Below are 15,053 nucleotides of genomic sequence, written 5' to 3' on the forward strand. Positions count from 1 at the left end.
GTGGAATGCCCCCGCTTCAGGATCTACGCCAGGATCCGATCCCGCAGCCCGCCATGCCGGATCGCCTGCACGATGGGCATCCGGAACATCTTCTCCGGGAATCCCGGCAGAATCTTCGATGCGTCGTCCAGCGTCTTCACCTGCTCCGCCGTCAGTTTGAGTTCCAGGCTGGCCAGGTTGTCCTGGAACTGTGACAGCTTCCGTGCGCCGAGAATCGGGATCACCGGTACAGGCCGGGACTGTAGCCAGGCCAGCGCCACCTGGGCCATACTCTGCCCCACTTCCTCCGCAACGCTCTTCACGGCCGCCACCACGCCATCCGTATCCACGCCCGCCGGTTGGAAGTCCTTCATCATCTCGTGGTTCATGCGGCCGTCCAAGGCCCCGCCACCGTGGTACTTCCCGGTCAGCACGCCTCCGCCCAGCGGCGACCACGCCGTCACTCCAATATTCAAAGCCTGCGCCATCGGGATCAACTCGCGCTCCACCGTCCGCTCTATCAGGCTGTACTCGATCTGCAGCCCCGCGAACGCCGTCCACCCGCGCAGTTGCGCCAGCGTGTTCGCCTGCGCGATCCACCATGCCGGAGCATCCGAAATCCCCGTATACAGCACCTTGCCCGAACGCACCAGGTCGTCCAACCCCCGCATCACCTCTTCCACCGGCGTCAGCCCATCCCAGATGTGCACCCAATACAAGTCGATGTAGTCCGTCTTCAGCCGCTTCAAGCTCGCGTCCACCGCCTGCATCATGTTCTTGCGCTGATTGCCCGCCGCATTGGGATCCGTGCCCGGAAATGCGTTCGAATACTTCGTGGCCAGCACGACGCTTTCCCGGTGGCCCTCCATGAATTCGCCCAGCAGGCTCTCGCTCGTCCCGTTCGTATAGATGTTGGCGGTGTCGATGAAATTGCCGCCGGCCTCGCGAAACGCGTCATAGATTGTGCGCGCTTCCTGCTTGCCGGAGCCCCAGCCCCAGTCGTCGCCGAAAGTCATCGTGCCCAGCGCTGCTTCGGAAACCCTCAGCCCGCTATTGCCCAGTAGTCTGTATCGCATGGTGATCTCCTGTTTCCTGCAGTTATATGAATGCGTACGCACTCATGTAAGTTTCAAAAAACTACTTGCGCGCCACGCCGGCCCAGAACAACGCAAACCCCTGCGCGCGGTACTCCGCCGCCTGTTCCGGCTGCCGCCGCGTGAACTCCATCGTCATGTCCGCCAACGAAACCAGTGCGGCCCAGATGAACGGCATCGGCATGTCACGAAACACCCGTTGCTCCGCGGCATCTTCCGCAATCCTGTCGAACTCGCCAAACGCGGCGGCCGTCGCCGCTTTCACTTCCTCTGTCAATCCACCCCAGACCTGGATCTGCCGCAGCACCAACTGCCCCTCGGGATGCGCCGAACCCCAATCCACATAGCCATTCCACACATGCTCCAACCGGTGCCGGACACCCTGTTTGCGAGGGAACCCGGACATCATCGCATCGCTGAGCTCCAGCTTTAGAGTCCGGTACAACGCATTGATCAATTCGTCTTTGGTCTTGAAGTACGTGAACAGCGAACCCTCGGCCACCCGCGCCTCGCTGCTGATCGCCGCAGTCGGAGCACTCAAGCCCCGCTCCGCAAACACCTGCGTCGCCGCCGCCAGAATCGCATTCCGTTTGTCTTCACTCTTCGGCTTAGCCATACTTCAATCGCCTGTAGCTGAGTATATACTCACGTAATGGAAGTAACAACACTCCGTCTACGTCTCCATTCCGGAGCCCCAACCCTGTGCGGCTCCGTCCTACCGCACGCCCATCACCCGTAGCGCCGCCGCAATTCCAGGATCCCGCCCATCCCGCAAATCCTCCTCCGCAAACCCCACCACCGGCACATCCGGAGGCAACCCCGCCACATCGAAAGCCCGCCCCTCCGCGTCCCGGTACACCGCATTCGGCAGCGCGAAACTCCAACCATTTGGAAGACGCCGGGGCAGGGAATCGCAGAACACTCCCTGCGTGCTCTCCCCCACTCGCACCACGTGGGGCGCCCGCCCCATCAGGGCCTGGGTAAACGTCTCCGCCGCGCTCATGGTAATCGGACCCGTCAACACCACCACGGGTCCCCCAAACCGCGGACCCCGCCCCACCCGCACCGGAACCTCCACCGCCGGACTGAACCGGCTCGCCTCTGCCCCGTCCGACCGCCCTTGAATCGCGTAAGCCGTATACTCGCGCTCCGTCAGCCGCCCCGCGATCGCCAACCCCAGCCGGTCATCCCCGCCAAACGAGAGCCGCACATCGATCACCAGACCGCGCAGCCCGGCATCGCCCAGAATCACATCGAGAGCCTGTTCCAGGGCCCGTACATTGCCCGCATATCCGCTGCGCCGCGAATAGTCCCCAAATGCGAGAATCCGCAAATACCCGACATGCCCGTCCGCCACGCCATACAGCCACTGCCCGCGGCAGAACGGCCGCACCCGCCCGTGCAGATACACGCGGTCCGTCACGGCCGCCAACTCGCGCCGCCCCGACTTTTCAAACCGCGCGACATCTCCGCGAACCAGCCGCTCGCTACCCGGCTTCAGCGGAGCATCAAAGCTCTTCTTCAGCGCGGGCGCGTCGAGTCCGGTATGAATATCCGCCAGGGGCCGGATCAGCCCCGACAGAATCTCGAACAGTTGCGCGGGCGTAGTCGCCGTACCAATCCGCCCCCGCTGTTCCGCGACGTTCCTCTCCCAGTCCACCCCGCGCAACGCGAACGCGACGTAATGCTCGGCGAAGGTCCGGGTAAATACATCGAAATTACCCAGCGGCGTATTGGCGGTAGGAGGCGAGCAGACCGCGGGCAGTCCGTCGGCCGGCTCCAGCATAACCCGGTTGATATCGCCCTCCCGGACCAGCCAGTGACGAGGCCTCTCCTCGACCACCGAGAACCGTGACCCATCCCGGGCGCGAAACCGGTTCGAGGTTGGGGCCACCCGCCGCGCCGCAAACCCCTCGACGCAAGTGGAGGCCGTCACTTCAAACGTCCGCCAGGAATCCCCCTCGACGACATACACGTCCCCCCACCCCACGCTGCGCCAAACCCCATTCGCGGGCGCATCCGCCCCGAACGCAAATCCAGCGAGTACCGCCATTAAGAACAGAAGCTGCCCAGCCGCCATAGGTCGTGCTTCGATGATAGAACCATCGCCGCCGGGCAGCTACCCGGAATCGGGGCCCCTCCGCCCTTACTGCAGCTCCGCCCGCGCCGCCGTTGCCTTCGCCTGGATCGTCACCGCGGCGTCAGCCAGACCCGGTGCTGTCGCACTCAGCCGAATCGTGCCGCCCTGCTTGGCTGCCCGCACGATCACCAGCGCCCGGCCCTGGTAGAGCTTGCGCTGCGTACCCTGGTACGAATCGCTATCCCGCCCATCGGCATTGCCCACCGCCGCGATCGCGCCGGGCCCGCTAATCGCAAAATGCGCCTCCTGGTCCGCGTTCATCTGCAAGCGGCCCTCTGCATCCACGGCTTCCACCGTCACAAAGGAAAGATCCTGGCCATCGGCCTGGACCACCGTGCGATCGGCCTTCAGCCGCAGTTGCACAGGCCGCCCCGCCGTCGTCAGCACACTCTCCGCGACAGCACGCTCCCCACGCACGCCCACCGCCTTCAACGTGCCGGCAGCGTAGGGGACGTCGAACATCGCTCGGAACTCCTGTTCGCGGCCCGTCGGCTTCTCCCCAATCAGTTTGCCGTTCAGAAAGAGCCGGACCTTTTCCGCGCCGGAATACACTTCCACCTGCAGCGTCTTTCCTTCCTGCCCCGGCCAGGTCCAGTTGGGCAGCGTGGGAAACACCGCCCACCCGGCCACAACTGTCTTCTTCCCCTCGGGCTCGGGCAGCCGCACCGTCGCATACACACGATCCCCGCCATTCCACAGAATGTCGCGATAGAAGGACTGCGGTTTGCGATACCCAATGAGATCGAGATCGCCGCACTGCGCCGCGTGCCAGGGGAAGCCCGGGAACAGGGTGCTGAGCGGCGACTCGCCACCCTGTGCCGCGCCCTGCGTCATCAGCGCCGACATATCCACGCCATTCGCCATGGCCAGGAACATCTTGTCCACCATCGACTGCATGCCGGCCATTGCCTTGCTCGCCATGGCTGCCAACTCAGGAGCCCCGTAGCTCCACGAGCCAATGCCCGACTCGCCCAGGTAATCCATCGCCGTCCACACAAACTCACCGAGGATGTACGGGTGGTCCTTCGCCAGGCTCCACTCCGTGAACGCCGCGCCCGGGAACGACTCCGTGGTCATCATCACCCTCGACGGGAGCCGCCGGTGGTCTTCCTCATGATGGGCGGCCAGGTTGTAGTTGTAGCCCGTGACATCCAGATGGGCGATCACCCCGTCCGGGAATTCGCCCGACGTGCTGGTGGGAAATGCCTGGCTCACCGGACGGCTGCCATCGAGCGCGCGCACCTGCGCAGCCAACTGCTTCGCGATCGCGGGCCCTCTCTCCACCAGCACCTCGGGAATCTCGTTCCCAATGCTCCAGAAGATCACGGACGGATGATTGCGATCGCGCATCACCATCGCCGAAATATCGCGCTGCCACCACTCCTCGAAGTTACGCCCATAGTCGAACTTCGCCTTGTTGGCCTTCCAGGTGTCGAACGCCTCGTCAAACACCAGCAGCCCCAGCCGGTCGCAGGCGTCCAAGAACGCCGGTGACGGAGGATTGTGCGAAGCCCTCACCGCGTTGAACCCCGCGGCTTTCAGCAGTTCCACGCGTCGCTCCTCCGCACGGTCGAACGCCATCGCCCCCAACGGCCCGTTGTCGTGGTGAACGCTCCCGCCCGCCAGCTTGATCGGCTTGCCGTTCAGCAACAGTCCCTGGTCCGCTGACCACGCCAGCGTTCGAATGCCAAAGGGCGTCACCACCTCGTCCACCACCTTGCCGCCCTGCAACACACGGGTCACGACTCGGTAGAGCGCCGGCGATCCCGGCGACCACAGCACGGGCCGGGCCACCGTCACCTCCTGGGCCGCCTCCGCCGCGCCGCTCGCCGGTACGGCCAGGGTCGCCTTCGCTGATCCGCTCAACTGCCCGGCCTTATCGACGATCCGCGTCTCCACCGTGAGCCCCGAGCTCGCGGTCCCTTCGTTCACCACGCGCGTACGCACCAGAACGGTGGCGGTCTCCGCCGCGGCCTGCTTCGTCGTCACAAACACGCCCCAGTCCGCGACATGGGCGGGATGGTTCACGACAACGCGCACATGCCGGTAAATCCCTGACCCGCTGTACCAGCGGCTGTTGGGCAGTTGCGAATTGTCCACCCGCACCGCCAGCACGTTGGGCCCCGGGAAGTCCAGGTCCGCTGTCAGGTCGAACCGGAAGCTCGTGTACCCATACGGCTGGTTGCCCAGCTTGTGCCCGTTCAGGTAGACCGTCGCATCCCGGTACACCCCGTCAAACTCGACGTTGACGCGCCGTCCCTTCCACTCCGCGGGGGCGCGGAAACTCTTGCGATACCAGCCCGTGCCCGCCGGATAGAAGCCGCCGCCCGAGCCCGTCAGGTTGTCCTTGGCCGGCCGCCCCTCAATGCTCCAGTCGTGCGGCAGATCCACGTGGCGCCAACTCGCGTCATCAAACCCGCGCGCTTCGGCCCCACCGGGATCCCCCAGCAGAAACTTCCAATTGGAATCCGCCTGCAGTTCCAGTCGAGGCGGACTAGATTGAGCCATAGCCATTCCAATTGATGTGAGACAGGCCAGCAACAACGGCAACACAACGGAGCCGCGAAAAGCCCGCCGGCCCGCCAAAGAGGGCAAATCCGCAAATTGAGCCGCGACCGTAAGGGAGCGGATAGCCCGCCGAAAGCCCCCAATCAACCCAGCAGCCCGTCCCGTCGACCGCGCGTCCTCAATGCAGTCGTCAATACCCCGCCAGCCCGCCAAAGCGGGCAAATCCGTAGATTGAGCCGCGACCGTAAGGGAGCGGATAGCCCCCCGAAAGCCCCCAATCAACCCAGCAGCGCGTGCCGTCGACCGCGCGTCCTCAATCCAGCCCCCACCGGTTGCACGCCAGCCAACCCCGAAGTTGGGAAAAATCTGTCTCACAAAGACCTCTATTTCTGTTTGCGAGCTTTCGGACGGTTACTGTCGCGCACGTCCACTGTTTGGGCGGGCGCGCGCAAACCAAGCAGCAGAATGCGAATGGTCTCGCGGAACAGGCGGTCGACCGGTTGTCCATACTCCAACTCCACCCGGTTGCCCAGCGACGCCAGCCGCCGTTGTGCGCCAACCACGGCATTGATCACCGCGTGCATCGTGAGCTCCGGATCCAAGTCGGGCCGCAGTGTGCCGTCCGCAATCCCCTCGCGGACCAAAGTGCTGAAGTACTCAAGCCCCTCGGGGTTCACCCGCGCCTCGAGCGACAGCAGGCGTTCCGGGGACCACTGCCGCGCATACAGCGCGTCAAACTGCGCCATGAACCGGATCTTCGAGGGACTGTGCGTAAACCCATCGGCCATGAACTCGAACAGCGCCGAGATCTTGGCCAGCGCCGTGTCGGCCGCATCCATGAACTTCTTCGCCCGCACCGCCCCATCCGCAAACACGTCCGCGACGATCCCCCACACAACATCGTCCTTGTTGGAGAAATACTCGTAGAGCGTGGAGGGACGGATCCCTGCGCCTTTGACGATGTCGGCGATCGTCACCCGGTCGATGCCCTGTTCGTCGAACAGCTTCTCGGCCGCGTCCAGGATACGTTGGCGCTGGCGGACCCGGTGGGAACTGTAAGTCCCCCGTTTAGGTGCTTCATCCATCTGGGCAACCTGAGCCATCGTAAAACCGAAGATCAATCCAAATTCGAATAGGTCTTCCGAATTACCTTATAGCGCAAAGGAACCCGTGTCAATGGAAATCTCGAAAGAGAGAGGCGGCTCCTGGCAGTGGAAACCCCAACCGGCAACGCAAACCCGCAGCGGGGACGTTGATCCCCTGGCCCAAAACGCACAGGCGCCGCCAATCGCCGGCCGGCTCCAGGTGGCCAGGGCGGCAACGTCCCCCGCCCCCGCAAAGCCCCAGCGGCACCGTCGTCTACTCGATGCCATCCTCCGGGTCCGCGACAGCCGCCCCCGTACCCGCCGGCGCCACGAGCTCCGCGCCTTGCGCCCGGTACGCCTTGATCCTCGCGTGGATCGTCTTCACGCAGACGCCAGTGATCCGCGCCGTCTCCTGGCGATCGTTCTCGGTGAGGGCCAGCGTGGCCAAAATGATTGACTCCTCGGCGTCCCGGATGGTTGTGGGGAAGGGTAGTGTGATCTGGTCCGGAGCCACTTCCGCCTGTTTCGCGGCCGGGGCGGAGCTGCGCACCGGAACGCACAAAGCTGGCGGCAGGTGGCAGGGCAGCGCGACTTGGCCATCGCTCAGGATCAGCGCCCGCTCCAGCACGTTCCTCAGCTCCCGGACATTGCCCGGCCAGGCATGCCGCAGCAGCAGCTCCATCGCATTCTGCCCGACCCGAAATCCAGGATGCCCGTACTCCTCGCCCAGCAGGAGACAGAGGCTCTCGGCCAGGTCCGGAATGTCGTCCTTGCGGGCCCGCAGCGGCGGCACGTGGATCGGAATCACATTCAGCCGGTGGAATAGATCATTGCGGAACGTGCCGTGGCGGATCGCATCGGTCAGGTTGCGGTTCGTGGCCGAGATCACGCGGAAATCCAGCTCGTCCGACAGTTCGCCGCCCAACGGCTGCACTCGCGAATCCTCCAGCACGCGCAGCATTTTCGCCTGCGCGCCGGCCGGCATCTCCCCGATCTCATCCAGGAACAAGGTGCCTCCGTCCGCCTGCTCCACCAGTCCGGTATGATCCGCCGACGCGCCCGTGAAAGTGCCGCGCCGGAAGCCGAACAGTTCACTCTCAATCAGCCCTTCCGGCAAGCCCGCCGCGTTGATCGCAACGAAGGGGCCGGCCCGGTAGCTCAGCCGGTGAATCGTATGGGCGAGCACGTCCTTGCCGGTACCGCTCTCCCCGTGGATCAGCACGGCCGCCCGCGTAGCGGCGACCCGTTCAATCGTCTGTTGGACGTGCAGCATCTCCTCGCTGCCGCCGTATTGAAACACCCGCTTGCCCGGACGGGCGGGCGCAGCTCGCGCCGCTTGGCCCTCTTGATCGCGCATGTGTTCGAAGAGCCGGCGGAGCTCGACGGACACCAGCGGCTTTCTCAACATCCAGTACGCCCCGCGCCGGTGCACGGCTTCGACGGCCAGGTCGATCCGGCTGTCATTGGATTGCAACACAACCGGCGTCCGCAAGCCGCGCGAACGCAGGCGGCGGATAAACGAAAAACCATCCGCATCGGCAATACAGAACTCACACAAAATGAGGGTCGGTTGGAACTGGCGGCACCGGGTCAGCCCCTCATCAAAACCCGTAGACTGGGCGGTCTCATAGCCCCACTGCGAAATTGTATCCGCAGCGGATTTTCGATCCTTGGCGTCCTGATCAATAATGAGGACGCGAGTGGCGGTTTGCATGGTCATAAACGTGCCTCACCCGAACAGAAGCAAACCGCATACCAAAACGCCTCCCGGCTGATAACCGCCGATCATTAGCCGCGCTTCGAATCACTTGGATAACATACAGGATGAAAAAAATACCGGGCCAGTGGGGCGAAGGTAAGTAAAAAGTCAACAATTTAACGGATTTCCATGCGATCAGAGCCAACACCGGCCAGCAGCCGCAGCGGCCAACCACCACTTCCGCCTACGCCCGGTTCCCACTGCAACGAACCCCGGCCCTCAGGGAGGCGGCCCCACCGAGCTGCGAACCGCGACTGGCAAGGAGCGGGCCACGGACATAGGTGCGTCTGCAATGGTGTGGTCCCAAGTCCAGAAATGCACTGATGTTAGGAACCGTGCCTTATCTGAGGCAATTCGCCCGGGCACCGGAACTCAGCCCGGACGCCGTCCCGAAACAAATCCTCCGCCTGCCGCAGCACCCTGGCCACATACCCACTCGAACCGGGCCGCAAGGCCCCGAAGCCTGAAATTGCCAACTATTAGGAACCGGCGACGCCGGGAATGCCCTGGTTCCGAATTGGGCCGGAACGTTCATTATCGTCCGCGCCTGCCTACGCAACATGTTGCCCGCAATCAGATAATTTCCTCTTATTGATTTATGATGGGATGGATGATTCGCCTTCTATGCGCGCTCGCCCTGCTCTTCCTGGCCCTACCTCTCGGAGCAACCGTCCCGGAATTCGAACCAAACGCAGGGCAGGCCGAAAAGCAGTACCTTTTCCTGGCGCGCGCAGGGGGAATCCGGGCCTATATCGCGGATCGCGGACTCGAACTCTCTACCTCCTCCGGTACGCCGGCGCGCCTGTCGTGGTCGGCTGGGGCCTCGGGCCAAACGGCTAGCCTGGGGGAATGGAAAATTTCCGAGGCCACCGGCAATACCACCCACTACTGCGTTCAAGACAAATCCAGCCTATGCACGAAAGGCGTCCAGTCCTATCGCCGGCTATTGAGAACGGACCTGTATCCGGGTATTGACTGGGAACTGTACGGCCGGAACGGTCAACTCGAGTATGATCTTGTGGTTCATCCGGGAGCCAAAGTCGGCGACGTCCGGCTTCGCGTCGAGGGCCCCCCGGCCGAGGTCGCCGCCGACGGTCGCCTGCGTGCCGGAGCCATCTTGCATTGGCAGCCCGAGGCGTATCAAATCATCAGAGACAAACGTGTGAAAGTGACCGCGGCCCTACGCGCCGCTGGCGACACGGAGTTCGAATTCGTAGTGGGAGATTACGACGCCGGGCACGATCTGGTCATTGACCCGGTGGTGCAGGGCATTGCCGTGTCTGGTGGAGGCGCCGAGGATGAGATCCTGGGATTCCTGAGCGACAGCCGCGGAAGCTGCACCTACCGCTACGGCACTACGCGCTCCGCCGATTGGCATCAACTGCCTGCGGCAGGAGGTCGCCACGTATTTGTGCAATTGGAGACGGCTGGATCGGGCGGCACGACGATCTTCTGGGGCGGAGAGGGCGAAGAATCCGTCGGCGGCGTCGATTCCGATCTCACCAACTGCCGGCTGTACCTCGTGGGTTCGACGAGCTCGCGAAATGCGCCCACTCTGACCGGAGTTTACGAGCATCTGACACCCAAAGCTTACGCGGGCGGCGCGACCGATGGCTTCATGCTGAAATTCTCCTGGGAGGGTCTCGTCTTCGCCGGCTACCTGGGCGGACCGGGGGCGGACCGGCTCTACGATATCCGGACTACCGCCAGCACCGGATACGAGGGCGCCTTTCTGTTTGCCGGGGAAACCGACGATCCTGCGTGGAATGGAACCACGACGCGGCGGATCGGGGCCGGCGGCAAGGCCGACGCGATCGTTGGGGTGTTGGACGGCACGCAGATCTCCCTGCTCGCGATCGGCGGCGCTGGAGACGACCGGTTGATGCGGATCCGTAGCGCTGGAGATGGTTTCTGGGCCCTGGCCGGTGAAACCGATTCGCCGGATTTCCCGATACGCGACGGTGCTTCCGATTCGGTCAAGGCCGCGGCCGGCAAGGATCTGTGGGTAGGCCGCACACGGCTGGACCTGGGCGAGCTATCCATACTCCAGCTCTTCGGCGGCAGCGGCGACGAACGGTTTGGCGGGCTCGCCGTGCTGGAAAGACAGGCGTTTTACCTCGCCGGGACGACGACCTCGCGCGACCTTCCTGCCGCGAGCGGCGCCTACCACGGCGGTGACAGTGACGGCTTCGTTGCATTCCTCGATCCCCTCACCGCGGCGCCACAGGCGGCTACCTATATTGGCGGCTCAGCGCGGGATGAGATCGCCGCGTTGGATACCCGCGGTGGCGATCTGTACTTGGGGGGAACGACGGATTCGGATGACCTGGCTCTGCCCGGCCTCGCTGCCGGAGAAGGGGTGCACGGCGGTCTCGATGCCCTGTTTGTGTTGTGCGATGCTTTTGGCACGCCGGTGCGAGGTATCCGGCTGGGCGGTTCAGCGGACGATCGGGTCTTGGGGATTCTGCCGGATGTTTTTGGCAAGGTCTTTCTGGCCGGATCGAGCGATTCACGGGAATGGCTCGACGAGCTGGACCCGTTCCACCTTATCTCAGGCGGCCAGGACGGGTACCTGGCGGCTGTTGCGTTTCCGGCTGTGAGCCTCAGCGGTTTTTCGAACGGCATGCCCGGCCGTCTGTATCTCGGCCGCGATCTACAGACTCCGCTTACCGTCCAAACCACGTCTGAGCCGGGCATGGACGGCATGCTGCTGGTGCGCAGCAGCGATCCGTCGCGGCTTCTGGTCTCGCCGCGTGACGATCTGCCGGGGACGAGTCAGATCCTGCTGGAGGGCACTGATCAGGTCGGCTACTACTCATCCGGCCGGAGTTTCGTGCTGCAGGCCCTGGCGGATTCTGGCGAAGTGGAGATCGTCGTGGAGGGGCGCACATCGGCTTCGCCGAAGGGATCCTACCTCCGCCGCAGCATCCGCGTCACCCTGACGCCCTCCGCGCTGTTCCTGACACCTCCGAAGGAACTGACCGTGGGTTTGAACTCCTATTTTGACGTTGTGATCAGCTCCGCCCCGCTTTTGCCGGATGGCAGCCCCGGCCCCGCCCAGGCGCCGCGGGCCGGACTGACTTCCCCCCTCGCACTGATCAGTTCGGACCCCGCCGGTCTACAGATTGTGCGCGACTCCCTCCGGCAGGTGGACTCCACGGGAAGCTACCGGCTCCAGGCGGTCGGTTTGCGGGATGGGACCTACACCTTAACCCCCTCGTCCACACAGTTCCCGGCCGGTCCCGGGCAATTCCTGACCGTGCGGGTGGATAGTTCACCAGCCCTGCCCGGGATCCTCCCGGACCGGTCCCTCATCCTCGCACGGGAGCACTTGACGTCGTTCTCCATCAACGGGCGGGCTGGAGATCAGCTGCAATTCACTTCAGAGGACCCAAGCCGTCTCGTGCTGGGCCGCGACTACTACACCTTCGCGGACACACTCACCGTAACGCCCAAGGCGGACGACTCCGGCGGCAATCTAGTGGTCGCTGCGCTGGCGGGCGAGGGGACAGCCAGGGTTCGTGTGGAGGGCACCTATCAGGGACGTCCAATCTCCCAATCAATGCTGGTGTACCTCGTGCCCATAAAGGCCACCTTCAACACCTTCCCGGGAAGGATCGGATCCGGAGTTCAGCTCTATGTCCAGGCGCAGCTTCAGCCTCAGACCGCCGTGCCGGATGTGATCGACCCGCTGATTCCCTACATGACCCTCCGGCCGGGCTCCTTCGCGAACGTCCAACTGCGCTCATCGAATCCTTCCGTTCTCCAGGTCACGAAGTCTCCGTATTCGACGTTGAATTACACGGTGCTGGCCGCGGCAACCGGCGACGCGGTTCTCGATTTCGGGTCTGACGCGCCGCCGGAACTCGCGGAACTGCGTGCTTCGATTCAAGTAGTGGCTCCCCGGATGGACTTCGGCGCGGACGTACTTCGAATCCCTGCCGGCGCGAGCCTCAATATCTACACGCAGGCCAGCGCGTTCGTGAGCGCCACCGCCCTGCAAACCGTGCGGCTGCGTTTGAGCGCGGACACACCTCTCACCCTAGCCAGGTGGGGTCAGTCTGGAACCGACATCACCGTGGATTTCTCCGGCGGGTACGGAGTGCAAATTGCGGCCAATACCGCCCAGGCCGGCCAGAAGGCGACTCTTTACATCTCGGCGCCCGGCGTGCCCGAGTTCGCCCTCCCCATTCGCATCGTCGAAGCGGTCCTGGTTCCGCCCGCTGGCGAGATCCATGTGACGCAGCGCGACGGCCAGCCGGCGACGGACTCAGCCTATTTTCGGTTCGGCGCCTACGATGAGGGACTGGTGGTCGTGCTGCCGGTCGGCAGGATCTTCTCCTCGACACCGCTCAAGGTGCTGACCAGGATGGACCCGCCCGGTATCTGCGAGGTGACCGAGAAGGGTGAACTCTCCAGTCCCGGCGAGGTGATTGCGCCCTTCACCTGCGCTGGAACCGGGGTGACAATTCTCTCGCTCCAGCCGGTCTCCGGGCTGACCGCCGCACAACCCCAGTTCACGATTCGGATCGTCTCCCGGCCGGGTACTCCGTCTACCATCCCGATAGCCACACGGGTATTGACAGGCAATGGCCTGCAGGCTCAGCTTCCCTGGAACAGCTCAGGCGCGCCCATCAGCGGCACCATCACCAGCAACGACCCCGGCCGCGTGCGTTTGTCTTTCGATGCGAAAGCGCCCGGTTCCGCCAAGCTCACCGTCCCCGCGAATTCCTACAACAGCCTTTTCTACGTCCAGGGCTTCGCTTCGCAGGGTACCGCGACCCTGACGGTCGAAACCACCGACGGGCGCAAGGCGGAAATCCTCGTCTATCTTTTCCCTCCGACCCTGGCGGTCCGGCCCCGCACGTCCTCCTCCTCCTCCGGGAATCTCCCGGTTTTGTCCGTGAATCAACCCCTTTCGACTAAGGACTTCTCCTTGGACCTGCTGCCCGCTCTGGTCGATCCGGACTCAGGGAAGGTGTTCTGGGGCTCCGGACTCTCCATCCGGGGTGGCACCGATCCGGCATTCGTCCGAGCCAGGACCTCTGACTCCTCGGTCGTCCAACCAGTGCCTCCGGACGCCCTGGTGAGCGAGGGGGATGCTTCGGCGCCGCTGAACTTCCAGGTGAAGGCAACCGGCGACGCGGTACTCACCGTCACACAGCCCGAAGGCTTTGTGGAAGTGCCCGAATCGTCACTCCGCGTGCACGTGTTCGAACGGCAGTTGGCCTTCTCCACTGCTCCGTTCTTGAGTGCTGAACTGCAGATTCCGGTTTCCGTGGTGGCGATGGGCGGCGGCTTTCAATCCGGCGTCAGCGCAACCCTAACGAGCCTGAAACCGGATCAGCTTCTGATTTCCAGCGACGGTGCCACCGCGGGAGAGACCAGCATCACGGCGCCCCTCGGAAACAGCATCTATCTGCAGGCCATGAGCAGCGCCGCGCCGGGCGGGACGGTGCGTGTCCGGCTCGAAGCCCCTGGCTATGCCGCCACCGAGCAGCAAGTGGAGTTCCTGCCCGCGGAATTGCAGCTGCAATATCCGGAATCTCCCCTGAAGCTGAGCCCCCTGGTCAGCCGGACCCTCGGCCTGCGCTACGGACCCGTGGATGGACTGGGCCGGATCTCCAGCCAGTTCAACGGCAGTATCCGTCCGGGCGTCCGGCTGCCTGTCCGGATTTCCTCCAGTGACAGCAATATTGTCGGCGTCTCCACCTCCGAGATGACGCTCGACTCGTATATGGGCGTCGGGCTGCTCCCGGTTGCTCCGGGACGCGCCCAAATCCACATCGACGCGCCTCCGCAGATCACCAACCGCGTTGCGAACCTCGACGCGGAGGTGGGGCTGTTCGAGTTCTCCTCGCTCTCCCTCGGTCGTCCGGTTCGATACCTGGTGACGGGCTTCAACCTCACCAACCCCCGTCCCCAACCGACTTCGATCTCAGTGAGCGGCGGGGAAGGCGTCCCCCTGCGGTTCGGCACCGCCGCGAGCGGCCCGGGCGCGCCTGCGGCAAGTACACTGTTGGTTACCCTGGCGGGAAAGGAAAGCCGCACGGTATACATGGAGCCGGCCGGTCCTGGAAACTCCGTAACGGTTCGCCTGAATGCGCCGGACTTCAAGCCCGCCTCCAGCGCCATGTACCTGCCCGATCCGCAGGCCCGGTTCGATCCGGCTACCCCGTTGAACCTCAGCCTGGCGAACCGTACAGCGCAAGTGGCCATCGTCCTGGACGAAGCAACCCGCAGCTCCAATAGCCTGCCCTTGGGGACATCCTTCGGTCCCCTAAAACTCCAATTGGAGTCGTCGAATCCACAAGTTGTCCGTGTGGCGGTTCCGTCGGTGGAGTTCGCGCCTGGCGATAGCCGCAGGAATGTCGGACTGGAGCTGGTCGGCCGCGGCGATGCGGTGGTAACTCTGATCATGCCGGCCGCCTTCGCCGGCGCGTCCTCCGTTCGTTCTGACCTGGTAGTGAGTGTCCGCTAAAGAGATC

Annotated in this window: 7 protein-coding genes; 1 reads left to right on the plus strand and 6 read right to left on the minus strand. The window is 64.0% G+C overall.

Annotated features, from left to right (window positions below):
* Positions 1-23: 23 nt before the first annotated feature.
* The 6 genes from IRI77_RS05445 to IRI77_RS05470 all read right to left on the minus strand — a co-directional run bounded on the left by IRI77_RS05445 (position 24) and on the right by IRI77_RS05470 (position 8,526).
* Positions 24-1,055 (minus strand): aldo/keto reductase, encoded by a 1,032-nt coding sequence (locus tag IRI77_RS05445; RefSeq protein WP_194451063.1) that lies wholly within the window; start codon positions 1,053-1,055, stop codon positions 24-26.
* A 61-nt stretch (positions 1,056-1,116) separates the two neighbouring features.
* Complete coding sequence (locus tag IRI77_RS05450) at positions 1,117-1,689, minus strand: TetR/AcrR family transcriptional regulator (RefSeq protein ID WP_194451064.1); 573 nt, start codon at positions 1,687-1,689, stop codon at positions 1,117-1,119.
* A gap of 99 nt (positions 1,690-1,788) precedes the next feature.
* Positions 1,789-3,126, minus strand: coding sequence for a S41 family peptidase (locus tag IRI77_RS05455; protein WP_194451065.1), 1,338 nt, complete (start codon positions 3,124-3,126; stop codon positions 1,789-1,791).
* A gap of 93 nt (positions 3,127-3,219) precedes the next feature.
* The gene (locus IRI77_RS05460; protein WP_194451066.1) at positions 3,220-5,721 is read right to left on the minus strand and encodes a glycoside hydrolase family 2 TIM barrel-domain containing protein; all 2,502 of its coding nucleotides are present in this window, start codon (positions 5,719-5,721) and stop codon (positions 3,220-3,222) included.
* A gap of 383 nt (positions 5,722-6,104) precedes the next feature.
* The gene (locus IRI77_RS05465; protein WP_194451067.1) at positions 6,105-6,806 is read right to left on the minus strand and encodes a TetR/AcrR family transcriptional regulator; all 702 of its coding nucleotides are present in this window, start codon (positions 6,804-6,806) and stop codon (positions 6,105-6,107) included.
* A 274-nt stretch (positions 6,807-7,080) separates the two neighbouring features.
* Positions 7,081-8,526, minus strand: a complete 1,446-nt coding sequence (locus tag IRI77_RS05470) for a sigma-54-dependent transcriptional regulator (RefSeq protein WP_194451068.1) — start codon at positions 8,524-8,526, stop codon at positions 7,081-7,083.
* Positions 8,527-9,175: 649 nt separating this feature from the next.
* On the opposite strand from IRI77_RS05470, the gene IRI77_RS05475 reads away from it, so the two are divergent.
* Positions 9,176-15,046, plus strand: a complete 5,871-nt coding sequence (locus tag IRI77_RS05475) for a DUF7948 domain-containing protein (protein ID WP_194451069.1) — start codon at positions 9,176-9,178, stop codon at positions 15,044-15,046.
* The last annotated feature ends 7 nt before the right edge of the window (positions 15,047-15,053 follow it).

This window comes from Paludibaculum fermentans, from assembly GCF_015277775.1.
Taxonomy (GTDB): domain Bacteria; phylum Acidobacteriota; class Terriglobia; order Bryobacterales; family Bryobacteraceae; genus Paludibaculum; species Paludibaculum fermentans.

Excerpts from the sequence above, each read along its gene's own strand:
- IRI77_RS05445 (WP_194451063.1), bottom strand. The coding sequence starts at position 1,055 with ATGCGATACAGACTACTGGGCAATAGCGGGCTGAGGGTTTCCGAAGCA.
- IRI77_RS05450 (WP_194451064.1), bottom strand. The coding sequence starts at position 1,689 with ATGGCTAAGCCGAAGAGTGAAGACAAACGGAATGCGATTCTGGCGGCG.
- IRI77_RS05455 (WP_194451065.1), bottom strand. The coding sequence starts at position 3,126 with ATGGCGGTACTCGCTGGATTTGCGTTCGGGGCGGATGCGCCCGCGAAT.
- IRI77_RS05460 (WP_194451066.1), bottom strand. The coding sequence starts at position 5,721 with ATGGCTCAATCTAGTCCGCCTCGACTGGAACTGCAGGCGGATTCCAAT.
- IRI77_RS05465 (WP_194451067.1), bottom strand. The coding sequence starts at position 6,806 with ATGGATGAAGCACCTAAACGGGGGACTTACAGTTCCCACCGGGTCCGC.
- IRI77_RS05470 (WP_194451068.1), bottom strand. The coding sequence starts at position 8,526 with ATGACCATGCAAACCGCCACTCGCGTCCTCATTATTGATCAGGACGCC.
- IRI77_RS05475 (WP_194451069.1), top strand. The coding sequence starts at position 9,176 with ATGATTCGCCTTCTATGCGCGCTCGCCCTGCTCTTCCTGGCCCTACCT.